The sequence below is a fragment of the Verrucomicrobiota bacterium genome, assembly GCA_038744685.1.
Lineage (GTDB): Bacteria > Verrucomicrobiota > Verrucomicrobiia > Opitutales > Puniceicoccaceae > Puniceicoccus.
Genome location: JBCDMB010000049.1, coordinates 1 through 11,261 on the forward strand (window position 1 = coordinate 1; position 11,261 = coordinate 11,261).

Genomic DNA, 11,261 nt, shown 5'->3' on the forward strand with positions numbered 1-11,261 from the left:
ACCGGACTTCGAATTGCGCACTTGGAAAGTCAAGACCGAGTCTGGCGACCGAGTCTTTCAGACGGCTCTGGACTCTTGGCCGCGCAACTTGGAGGACGGAAGCTACCTCGTCGAAGACGTCTTCGGCGACCTCTACCGCTTTCCTCCGCTCGATCAACTCGGCAAGGAAAGTGCTCGGTATCTTTGGAGCCTGGTCGGCTAACCGACTCCTCTCCAAATTGGATGGTTCTTTACTTTTTTGATTCAGAAGCACTCACTTTTCATGCGTAGCACTTTCTTAACTTCTCCATGCCAGATCACTTTGGCCTCATTCGAATGAATCGATCAACGGGGGATCCTCATTATAAAGCGTAGACCCGGATCATTGTCTTCAAGGACGATTGAGCCTCTATGGAATTCGATTATCGCTTTCACCATACTCAATCCAAGACCATTGCCGGGTGTTGTTCGGCTTTCATCAGAACGGTAAAAACGATCAAAGATCTTTTCCTTTTCTTTATCAGAGACGCCCAGCCCAGAATCCGAAACTGTAATTTCCACGGATTCCGAACGCTGACAGGAAACGGACACGTCAATACGACCACCCTCAGGAGTGAACTTAATCGCGTTCTCTAAGACATTGAGGGCTGCTTGAAAAATCAGGTCACGATCTATCGGGAATACACACTTTTCGGTGTCAGTCCGTATTTCTATGCTCTTTTCGTTAGCGACAGGCTCGAAAAATTCGACGACGTCTTCCATCAGAAGCTTAATGTCAAAATCCTTCCTCTCAAAAACATGCTTCCCGGACTCGATTTCTGATATTCTCAGAATTGCACCAAACATGGATAACAAGACTTCGGAGTCGGCCTTGAGTTTGAGTTTTTCCTCCGGCCCTATCGGTTCTGACTCGGACAATCTTTCGATCCTGTTTTGCAGCCTTGTCAAAGGTGTGCGCAGGTCATGGGCGATGTTATCCGAGACTCTCTTAACATTTTCGACCAAAAGCTCAATGTTATCCATCATCGTGTTGATCGTGTCGGCCAGATAGCCGAGATCATCCCAGCCTCTTGTAGAGGTCTCAATCCGAGTGCTCAAATCACCGGTTTCGGTCACATAACGAGCGTTGTTTGCTATCTTGTTCACACGATTGACCACATACATACTAATCCAGAACCCAATGACGACGATGATCGCCAAAACCACTAACGCAAAACCGGACAGTTCTCCGACCAGGTCCCGAAGCCTCTCCGAAACGCCGAGATTGCGTCCGATCAACAGCCTGTGACCGTCATCAAATTCCACCAATTGCGTGAAAATCTGATAAACCTCGCCGCTCTTCAGCGGAGGTCTAATCCATGACGCATCAATCTCCGCGTCTTGAATTTCGTATTCGACCATATCGAAGAACTTTCCGTCTGCATCCTGCAGAGGACTTTGCACAACATTTTCCGGCCATGCTTCCAGCATTCCTGCGACCCTAGTTCCGTTCTCGTCCTCTAAAAAATAGATCTGATCACTTCGCCTAGCTTTACGCTCTTCAATTTTTTCTACCACGCCCTCTATTCCCTCGCCGTCATGCCAGCGAAGGAAATGCTGGGAATCCCTTTGTATGGAGCTTTTCGCCTCTCCGATAAAATCAGAAGTGGAGACGACATAGAGGAAGAAACTGAGGACAGAAAATACCAGTAGCAGAATAAAGCCGAATGTCAGAGCGATGAAGAAACTAGAACTCCTCGTGTAGGTCTTAGTCTTCTTCATAAATGATATATCCAGCCCCCTTTACGGTGTGGATTACTGACTTCTCGTGACCATCGTCGATTTTTTTCCGCAAACGGCTAATATGCACATCAATGACATTGGTGAGCGGATCAAAGTTATAATCCCAGATATTCTCGAGCATCATCGTGCGGGTGACTACCTGACCTTTGAGTTTCAGCATGTACTCCAGTAGTTTGTATTCTCTGGGTTTCAGCTCGATTTCTAGTCCAGCTCGCATGACTCGGCGGCTGAGAAGATCCACCTCAAGGTCCAGAACCGATATCGAAGTAATACTCTCAGTGTGGTTCACTGATCGACGGACCAGGGCCTCTAATCGGGCGATCAGTTCGTCAAAGGAAAATGGTTTTACCAAGTAGTCATCACCACCTAGACGGAGACCTTCAACCCGATCCTGGACGGCACCCATTGTGCTAAGGATAAGGACTGGCGTTTTATCGCCTTTTGCACGGAGTGTTTGCAGAATCGTGATGCCATCGATAAACGGCATGTTCCTGTCCAAGACAATGGCATCATACTTCTCGGAAGTAGCCAAAAATATCCCGTCTTTTCCATCCAACGCAAGATCCACGGTGTGACCGGATTCCTCGAGTCCCTTTTTGATGTATTCGCTTGTCGCACTATCGTCCTCTATTGCCAAAATGCGCATATCCACTGTGCCTGGTTTTCGTTCGTAATTTCGAATAGAATGCCGAAAGAAACCTTCCTCTTTCCGCCCGTGTTTTACGGATTTTTATTCAAGGACCTTTCGGGCGAGATACCAGATAATTCCTGCCAGCACCTCCACGGTAAGAAGGGCAAAAGTCACCCACAGCGTAATCGACAAAGGGTTGCTGTCCGGCATATACAAAGCTCCGATCCATGCAGCCGAAACCAATAATGAAACCCAGACGGAAGTTCCCAAAGCCAAAGCGAGCGAAACAGAGAGGAAACGTGCGCGGAAGAAGCCCGCGAAAAACGGACTCAAGAGTCGAATCGTAGGGACGATTTGGGTTATCCCAACAAGCGTCGCACCTTTCCTTTCTATCCGGCCGAGCCATTTCTGAATGCTCTCTGGCTTGCCCCCCATGCTACGACCCACCCATATCGCAATGGAAGTGGACCTGTCTGGAGGTACTAGATAACCGAGACTGTAAAGGAGAGTGCCCCCAAAGAAACTTCCTAGAATCGCTACCATCAGGTTAGCAGCAAAACCACCCTGCTCCGCGGCCATCACTCCGATCAAAGCGAACAGGACATAGCTCGGAACTACTGGCAAAACACGCTCCAGAGTTGCGATCGCAAAGACCCCCAGCAATCCGAACGACACCAAAGTCTCAAACATCGGGCTACGGCCTTCTGGTTATCCTGTAAACCAGCGCTGGAGGGAAGTTTCGCACGGTGTGTCCTATTCGAGTCGCTTTCAGACCCAGCTCATCCAAAAGAGCTTTGGGAACCGGACATCTCCACAAATAGGTAAATTGGAAGAAAGCACTACCCTCTTCCATGTTACTAAAGGAATTAGAGAGAATTCCTTTGACGGCCTCCCACTGCATCGAAAGAACTCCCATTCCGCTAACCGTTGCACCAAAAAGTCTCCCCACACCAAGGCTCAGGGGATCGACTCTTGCAGCATCTCCGTGAACGACATTTAGTCCTGGAAAACGTTGCTTCAGTAGCTCTGCGAACCTCTTGTTCTTCTCGACCAGAAGCAAATCCTCTGGCTTAACACCGTTTGCCAGCAACTGCTTCGTGAATACCCCCGTTCCCGGGCCCATTTCCAAAACGGGTCCAGTCGATCCCGAAATCTCCGCGGCCATTATTCGCGCCAAATGAATACTCGAAGGCGCAACCGCTGCGACCTCCATTGGGCGCTTGATCCATTCCTCAACGAAGACTCTCATCGAGTTTAGTTTCGAGCTTTCATCGTATTCGATTCGCCCATTTCCTTTGGAGCCGCCATCAGAAGCGAATCGTCCGAAAGGTGCTTTCACAGATCTGTTCCCCATGTATTTTCCGTCCTTTCCTGGTAATTATGCCAATCACTTGTTGTTACTGGCCCCAGCTTACCAAACCCGACTTTAACTCGTAGTTACCAGCGAATTACAAAAGGTTCATCTTGAACCTATCGAATGGCCGATCCAGAAACCTATTCGAATGATTCCCAGCCTCCTCCGAGGGATTTATACAAGGCCACAAGACTGGTTAGCGTGCGCGTCTCGGATTGCACTAGAGCATCTTCGGTCTCGCTCAAGCGCCCATCCGCCTCCAAGACGTCAAGGAAGCTGCTCAAGCCTCTTCCATAGAGGTTGTCAGCCAGTGCTACCGAACGACGTGCTGCATCGACAGATTCTTTCAGACGGTCGCGCGCTTGCAGCTCCTCCCCATAAAAGGTCAAACTGCTCTCTACTTCGCCGAGGGCTTCCAGAACGATTCGCTCGAACTCCAACACCGCTTTTTTAGCACGTGCCTCCTCGACACGAATACTCGCTCGGATTTCACCCGAGCGGAAGATGGGCCACTCAACCAAAGAACCAAGTGTCCACGTCTGAGCGGCCGAAGATAAGAGATCCCCAAAGGTCAGAGACTCGAATCCCGCGGAACCAGTCAGGAAGAATTTCGGATATAGCTCTTTTTTAGCAGCATCAACTTCAGACAATGCAGCCTCAAGATTCGCTTCCGCCGAGCGCACATCAGGTCTACGTTGTAGAAGATCTGACCGAAGACCGACCGGAACGATATCGGGCTCAACCGGGAGAGGTTCCGTCGTCATCAATTTCTCGAACAAGCTCTCAGGCGATCTGCCTGCAAGAATAGACAATCGAAAGGCAGCCGCTCTAATCTCTGCCCTTACTAGAGGCACTTGTGACTGAGTCTCCCGAAGTTGAGCCTCCGCCCGAGTTTGATCGAGCTCCCGCGAAAACCCACTGTCGACGCGACTCTTGACAAGATCGAGTGTCTTTCGCTGAAGATCAACGTTCCGCTGAATGATCAAAAGGCGTTTTTGACTTCCACGAAGTTCAATATAATTCCGTGCGACTTCGGCCAGGACACTCACCATCACATCACGACGGTCGTTTACCGCCGCATCGATCAGGGCATCCGCTGCCCGACGCTCGGAACGGTTTCCGCCAAATAGATCGATCTCCCATGATGCGTCGAACCCGGCGGCAAAGACAGTGTCGGTTACGCCGTCATTTCCATCAAGAGTATATTCACTAGTGCTAATTCTACGAGCAGAACCCGATGCTCCAATCACTGGCAAAGCGTCAGCGGCTACTATACCTCTTGCTGCCCGAGCCTCCCTTACCCGTGACTGAGCAATCAAAAGATCGTAATTAGCCATGGAAGCCTGACTAATCAACCGCTCCAGTACGGGGTCGTTGAACTGTTTCCACCACTCTTGAACCACCCTATCCGTCGACTCAGCTTCAGAGGCCCAAACCTCCGAGTAAGTTACTTTTGGTTGTTTGATACTCGTGCTTACCGAGCATCCACACACGAAAAATCCTGTGATCAAAACCACATGTTGAAGATACTTCATACTGTTCCGATCCCCCTCAGCCTTCTCACTAGTCTGGTTTTCCGATGTCCAAGCATACAACCCAACGAGTAAGCTGCTGGGGTGAATAGCAGTGACAACGTAGTCGAGAATGCCACTCCCCCCGCGATGACAACGGCCAAGGGAGGCCAGAACGCTCCTCCCCCCAAAAGAAGAGGAGTAAATCCTGCTACCGTTGTGAAACTGGTCGACAAGATATGCCGGGAACATCCGATTGTTTCATCCGCAATTTGGTCCAGATCTCCACCAGCAGCCTTGGGGTTGGCCCGGATCGCAGCGAGAACGACAATAGACCCATTGATGGCAACCCCCATTAGCCCTGCGGTTCCAAGCAGCGGATTAAAACCCATCGGATAGCCGGAAATCCATAGGGCTAAAAATCCAAGTCCCGAGGAGAGTCCTGCTACCACAAAGATCAGTAGTGCGATCGAAACGCTTCTGAATACTAAGATAAGCGTTGCAACCATTAGAATCAGCAAGACTGGTAGGTAGGTGACCAATAAACCAACTGCTTGATCCTGCTCATCCGCATCACCCCCGAGTTCTAAAGCGTAACCCGGAGGTAAATTGAGTGCATCTGGCTCCGCCAAGACCTTCTGTATGTCAGCGGTAACGGATACAGCAGCAGCATTTGGCTCGAGGAAGCCGTCGATCTGGTTTACCCGTTGTCCGTTGCGTCGAGTGATGTTCGAGACCGAGGGTCTCAATACAATTTCACCTAGGGCAGTAACTGGAAGCCAGCCATCAACCTCTGGCGAACTTAGCTTCAGAGAAGCTATTCGGGCAAAGTCACCGCGGATCTCTTCGGCTCCCCGAACTCGGACTGGAAGATTCTCCAAATCTTCCAAAACAGTCCCGCTCGTGATACCATCCAGAGTAGACTGAAATTGTAACGCCACTTGACTCAGTGTGAGGCCTGCCAGGCGAGCTTTGTCCTCGTCAGCTGCCAACCAAAGCTTCGGTTTGCCCCCCTCGATCGATGCAAAAGCGTGGCTTACATCGTGATGTTGCACCATAGCCAGTCGAACCTGCTCCCCCAACACCCGAAGAGTTTTCGCATCGGGACCGACGAGACGAAAGGAGACTGGCGCGGAAACAGGCGGCCCTTGCGAGAAAGCACGAACGATGATGCGGGCTTCCGGAAAATTCTCATCGAAAACAGTTTGTAATCTCGGAATCAGATGATCGGCAGCATCGGCATCTTCCGCAAATACGATCCCATGAGCATACGAAGCAGTACCATCCTGATTCATTATCTGGTTGTAGTAGACGGAAGGCGTAGAGTTTCCAACGAGCCAGTGGGTCCGGAGAACGCCCTCTGCCGCCTGAACTCGTTCATCGATTTCCCGGGCAACGGCTTCTGTTCGCTCAACAGACGAGTCTTCAGGAAGCCAGACCTGTATCTCAAAATGGTCACGGTCCGCATCGGGGAAGAAAACCGTCGGGAGAGATCCCGACAAGACAAAGCCTGCGAACGGTAGGATTAGAGCGATCAGAATCGACCAAACCGGTCTTCGAAGGCTAAAAGCCAACAGATTCCGGTATCGGGCCACAACAAGAGGAGACTGAAGACCTGAGCGCCACCAGCTTTTCCCACCTTTGGATTCGGGTTTCGTAAAAATCGCTGCCAAAGTAGCGATAACGGTAAGCGATAGAGCAAAAGAGCAGGCAAGAGCCATAACCACTGAAATGGCAATCGGTCCGATAAAGTCTCCGATGTTTCCCGGCAAAAGGAATATCGGCATAAACGCCAGGATAGTGGTAAAGGTCGAGGCAAACAGGGGAGCTTTTAAATGACAAACCGCTTTAGAAAGGGCTACCTTCGATTCAAATCCACGATCCTTGATGTTTTTTCGAACCTCATCGGTGACAACGATCGCGTTATCAATCAATAGACCGATCGCTATGATCATCCCGAAGACTGTCATCTGATGAATTTGTTCACCAAAGAAACTCAACGAGAATACAGCACCCGCCATTGCGAGTGGCAGGGCTAATCCCACTATAAGGGATGGCTTCCAACCCATGGCGACCAACACCACCAACATAACGACCAGAACACCCATTGCTAGATTCACCGAAAGTCCGCCAAGACGTTCATTCGTATAACTGTTCTGCTCGAAGACCGTTTCAACTTCGACTGATACTCCAAACTCATCGACAAACCCATCGACAATGTCACGTGCAGTGTCTGTCCACTGATCCACTCGCCGATCTGTCGTCATTCTGGCTGCCAGCAATATGCTACGATTTTCAGCCTTGGTGAAGGCAACTTCATCCGGCGGACTTTGGAGGGTCTTTTCGATCCTTGCTATGTCTCCAAGATAGAGGACTCCTCCCGTTTCGGACTCACCCACCGGAATGCTACGAATACGGCTCAAGGTTTCGAACTCTCCATCGACCTCCATCAGGATACTCCGATCTGATGACCGCAAAGAACCAGCGGAGTTTTTGGAATCCGCCTCCTCAACCAGGCTTGCCAACTGGAGATTGTTTAAATCGAGAGCGGCAAGATCCTTTTCTGAAACTGTGATTGTTATTTCTTCTCTTGGATCCCCATAGAGCTCTACAATTTCAGTCCCTCCGATGTTGCGAAGACGGTCGGCCAACTCCTTCGCCAGACGGCTGATAATCCCGAGCTGCACTGTGTCTTCTCGAGGTGCGGATAAAGCAACCACTAGCGTAAAAGCCGTAGCTCCACGTTGATCGTCGAAGTCTGGCATGCCCGCTCCAGATGGGAAGTCGGATGCCACGTCGGCTAGCCGGTCTCGAATCTTTGAAAAGACCTGCTGATTCGTTCTCCCATTCGTCCAGTCTTCCAACTCAACGGAAACCAAGGACACTCCATCACCGGAAGTAGACTCAATCGTCTTGATTTCGTAGAGCTCACGCAACGAGTCCTCGATCGGCTTACTGATGAGAGATTCAACCCGCTCCGCGGAGGCACCAGGGAAAAGAGTCAGGATCGTGGGATTCCGCTGCGTGATCCGGGGATCTTCCAATCTGGGTAGAGTGTTCACAGCCGACCAACCAGCCACAAGCACCACTACCACTATAAGGACCAAAAGATAGCGATTTCGGAACAGGGCTGTGTGTGGGAGTCTCTCCGACTTTGCAGTTTCCATGACCTACAACTCTTCTAAAAGGGTTTCTTCCGGATTCCGTGATCTTGCCGGTCTTACAGACTGCCCCGGAACCACTCGGTGAACACCATCAACAATGATTGATTCACCAGTCTGGAGGTTTCCTCTGACGAACGCTCGGCTTTCATCCTGATAGATCAAATCCACTACCTTGCGCTCAGCTATTCCCTCATCTACCGAATAAACGCTCCAAAGACCACGGACTGTCTCTGTAAGAGCGGAAAGTGGAACCCAGAAGCCCTCATCCTCACGTGTTTCATCGATCGTTACTTCAACCAGATCTCCCGGCCGAACCTTCGTTCCTCCATCCACTTCTAGAATCACATCAACCGTTCGGGCCCTCGCGTCTCGCACCGGAAGGATGGCCTTGACCGTGGAAATCACTCTTCCCCCGTTAGTCCGAAGGCTTACCCGTTCTCCGACCTCAAATCGGTCAGCTAAACCATTTGCCAAGCCAATACGAACCTCTGGCATGGTTCTTTCCTTTAACCGAAGAATAGGTTCCCCTATTGAAGCAACTCGCCCCTCATCCGCTACTCGCTCAATCACGATAGCGTCAAAGGGCGAGGCCAATCTCGTCTTCTCGAGGTCAACTTCGATCCGTTCCAAAGCAGCTCTTTGTCTGTTTACACTGGCAACCGCGCTGTCACGCTCTTGCCGGACCTCATCCACTTCTTGCGCAGAGACGCCACCAACTTCGATTCCTTGGATGCGAACCAAGGTCGAATTTGTAAGAGTAACGAGAGTCTCGGCCTCTTGAAGGGTCGCAGAGGCCTCTCTTCGCCGAGCCTCTAGACGGTCAGCATTGAGAACCGCTAGGGTATCGCCCTCCGCTACAATGTCGCCTTCATCCACAAGGATCTCATCAACCGTTCCCTCGATCTCAAAGCCTACTTCAGCGGATTGTCGTGCTTCGACCTGACCAACAAAAATTCGTTTCTCTTTATAGGATTCCTCCCTTTCGACATCCATAATTTTAACCGATAGGGCGTTCGAAATCGCTTCACTCTCCGCAAAGCCCGTCAGGAGACTGATGAGCAAGAAGAACCCACCGGGTAAGAGAATTTCAGCTAGTTTTCTCACAACCATGCTTGTTGATGATTTTGTAGTATTTTTACCGATACGTTTTGTCCGTATTAAGGGTACAGCACTAAAAATGGTACGAAATACCACTAATGAGGAAGAACTGGTTCGCATCGCCGCGATCTTCGACAACCGGACTATCTACCGCATCTCCCAATAGCCTTTCATAGGCTACGATCCCGATTACACCCCAATTATCCGTAAACATATAGTTGGCTGAAACTCCAAAGGAGACATTCTTGAGTCCCGCGCTAGCTTCATATTCGGACAACCCGCTCCGAGTGGCGTTATCTGGATTGATGCTGAAGTAAGTGTCGTTGAACTCGTCCGAAGCCCAGACGGCCATCAACTTAGCGCCGAGCCTTAGACGCTCTGTCGGGGAGTAGTCATAGCCAGGTCCGAAACGAACAACCATTCCCTCGTGAACGCCCGTGACATCCCACAATATATCAACCTCAAAGTGAAGCTCATCAGTTGGATGCAAGACGCCAGACGTTTTTAAGCGGGTGAATGCACCGACTTCAAATGCTGAATCAATTTCGTCAAGCCGGAGTACCGTTGCATCCTCAACCCCATCATCCCTACCATCGCGGAAGTTGGTACTGAGACCAAATTCAATGGTTTCAAAAGGGGACACATTTACATGGAGGCCCAATTCGTTGGTCTTTATGTAATAAGGGCTGTATTCGACTCGCGCGGCACCAACGGGTGAAAATTCATAGTCATCACTCCCTTCGTAATCAGGCGAGTACATCACCCCAGCTCCTACGAAACCGGTAATCTCCTCAGCACTTGCGTATTGGACCAAGAAAGTCGACAGAGTGCATGCTACTGCACCAAAGGTTAAGCGTGTGGATTTTTTCATACGGTTGTCACCTTTTCTTTTTGTTTAGTGTTGGACGGTTGTTGCGCTTCGTTTCGCAAATGACCGTCAGCCTACAGCAAGACCGCTAAACCGGAGGTGGACACCGAATGAACAAAAGTTAACTCCAGTAGCCGAGGGACTATGGAATCACAGAGCCACCCGAAAACCTTTCGAACGCCCCTACTCAAAGTGAGACCAACTTCTTCTGGAGAAGATCATAGGAGCCATCGCGCACCGCTTGTCGACCTTGAAGCAGGCCGACCGCCTACTCGTCATGAAGGAAGGACGACTCGTCGAGGAAGGCACCCACCAAGAACTCCTCCAAGTCGAAGACGGGGTGTATCGCAAACTGCACGACCTACAGGTCGAGCTCCATGAACAGTTCGCTGTGTAATCTTGCCAAGCCTAGTGACATCAACAAATCGAAATCAGCGAAGCGGAAATCGAGTTTTGGGAGCGTTCGATTTCGAGGACTGAACACCCACAATCCATGACAAAAACAAATACAACTAATCTCCAGCTCGCCTCCTGTGGAGCGGGGCGTCTCACCGCCACTCAGGAAGGCAGAGAATCAGTAATCGTCCGACCGGTGAAGTGCTTTCCACTCTCCGAGCCAGGCCGACACCTTTCGCTGCGCGACGAAAAGAATGAGGAAGTCGCTTTTGTGGAGGATCGCTCCCAGCTCGACGAGCACTCCGCTCACGCCTTGAATGAAGCCTTGGCTGCAGGGGGTTTCGCCTTCGAAGTCACTGGCATCGAATCGATCAAACCGGACTTCGAATTGCGCACTTGGAAAGTCAAGACCGAGTCTGGCGACCGAGTCTTTCAGACGGCTCTGGACTCTTGGCCGCGCAACTTGGAGGACGGAAGC

11 protein-coding genes are annotated in these 11,261 nt (G+C 50.6%); 3 read left to right on the plus strand and 8 right to left on the minus strand.

The genetic code is table 11. The annotated features are described in order from the left end of the window. Positions 1–202 (plus strand): DUF1854 domain-containing protein (locus tag AAGJ81_15860; protein ID MEM0967623.1); only part of this gene is annotated, 202 nt, incomplete at its 5' end. Positions 203–324: 122 nt separating this feature from the next. Here AAGJ81_15860 and AAGJ81_15865 read toward each other — a convergent pair. From AAGJ81_15865 to AAGJ81_15900, 8 genes are all read right to left on the minus strand, one after another. Continuing rightward, positions 325–1,740 (minus strand): ATP-binding protein, encoded by a 1,416-nt coding sequence (locus tag AAGJ81_15865; GenBank protein MEM0967624.1) that lies wholly within the window; start codon positions 1,738–1,740, stop codon positions 325–327. After that, positions 1,727–2,407 carry a response regulator transcription factor gene (locus AAGJ81_15870; GenBank protein ID MEM0967625.1) on the minus strand — a complete coding sequence of 227 codons (681 nt, stop codon included), beginning with the start codon at positions 2,405–2,407 and terminating at the stop codon, positions 1,727–1,729. The genes AAGJ81_15865 and AAGJ81_15870 overlap by 14 nt, the downstream gene beginning before the upstream one ends. An 84-nt stretch (positions 2,408–2,491) precedes the next feature. Continuing rightward, complete coding sequence (locus AAGJ81_15875; protein ID MEM0967626.1) at positions 2,492–3,082, minus strand: VTT domain-containing protein; 591 nt, start codon at positions 3,080–3,082, stop codon at positions 2,492–2,494. 4 nt (positions 3,083–3,086) lie between these two features. Beyond that, complete coding sequence (locus tag AAGJ81_15880) at positions 3,087–3,746, minus strand: rRNA adenine N-6-methyltransferase family protein (GenBank protein MEM0967627.1); 660 nt, start codon at positions 3,744–3,746, stop codon at positions 3,087–3,089. A 140-nt stretch (positions 3,747–3,886) separates the two neighbouring features. Continuing rightward, positions 3,887–5,281 carry a TolC family protein gene (locus AAGJ81_15885; GenBank protein ID MEM0967628.1) on the minus strand — a complete coding sequence of 465 codons (1,395 nt, stop codon included), beginning with the start codon at positions 5,279–5,281 and terminating at the stop codon, positions 3,887–3,889. Then, a complete protein-coding gene (locus AAGJ81_15890) occupies positions 5,278–8,424 on the minus strand; it encodes an efflux RND transporter permease subunit (protein ID MEM0967629.1) in 3,147 nt (1,048 codons plus the stop codon). The genes AAGJ81_15885 and AAGJ81_15890 overlap by 4 nt, the downstream gene beginning before the upstream one ends. A 3-nt stretch (positions 8,425–8,427) precedes the next feature. Continuing rightward, positions 8,428–9,531, minus strand: coding sequence for an efflux RND transporter periplasmic adaptor subunit (locus tag AAGJ81_15895; GenBank protein MEM0967630.1), 1,104 nt, complete (start codon positions 9,529–9,531; stop codon positions 8,428–8,430). Between the two features lie 61 nt (positions 9,532–9,592). Further along, on the minus strand, positions 9,593–10,390 hold the full coding sequence (locus tag AAGJ81_15900) for a MipA/OmpV family protein (protein MEM0967631.1): 798 nt from the start codon (positions 10,388–10,390) through the stop codon (positions 9,593–9,595). Positions 10,391–10,637: 247 nt separating this feature from the next. On the opposite strand from AAGJ81_15900, the gene AAGJ81_15905 reads away from it, so the two are divergent. Together AAGJ81_15905 and AAGJ81_15910 are read left to right on the plus strand one after the other, a co-directional pair. Beyond that, the gene (locus AAGJ81_15905) at positions 10,638–10,784 is read left to right on the plus strand and encodes a hypothetical protein (GenBank protein MEM0967632.1); all 147 of its coding nucleotides are present in this window, start codon (positions 10,638–10,640) and stop codon (positions 10,782–10,784) included. Between the two features lie 96 nt (positions 10,785–10,880). Next, positions 10,881–11,261 (plus strand): DUF1854 domain-containing protein (locus tag AAGJ81_15910; protein MEM0967633.1); only part of this gene is annotated, 381 nt, incomplete at its 3' end.

Coding starts and splice junctions, on each gene's coding strand:
- AAGJ81_15865 (MEM0967624.1), bottom strand. CDS start 1,740: ATGAAGAAGACTAAGACCTACACGAGGAGTTCTAGTTTCTTCATCGCT.
- AAGJ81_15870 (MEM0967625.1), bottom strand. CDS start 2,407: ATGCGCATTTTGGCAATAGAGGACGATAGTGCGACAAGCGAATACATC.
- AAGJ81_15875 (MEM0967626.1), bottom strand. CDS start 3,082: ATGTTTGAGACTTTGGTGTCGTTCGGATTGCTGGGGGTCTTTGCGATC.
- AAGJ81_15880 (MEM0967627.1), bottom strand. CDS start 3,746: ATGGGGAACAGATCTGTGAAAGCACCTTTCGGACGATTCGCTTCTGAT.
- AAGJ81_15885 (MEM0967628.1), bottom strand. CDS start 5,281: ATGAAGTATCTTCAACATGTGGTTTTGATCACAGGATTTTTCGTGTGT.
- AAGJ81_15890 (MEM0967629.1), bottom strand. CDS start 8,424: ATGGAAACTGCAAAGTCGGAGAGACTCCCACACACAGCCCTGTTCCGA.
- AAGJ81_15895 (MEM0967630.1), bottom strand. CDS start 9,531: ATGGTTGTGAGAAAACTAGCTGAAATTCTCTTACCCGGTGGGTTCTTC.
- AAGJ81_15900 (MEM0967631.1), bottom strand. CDS start 10,390: ATGAAAAAATCCACACGCTTAACCTTTGGTGCAGTAGCATGCACTCTG.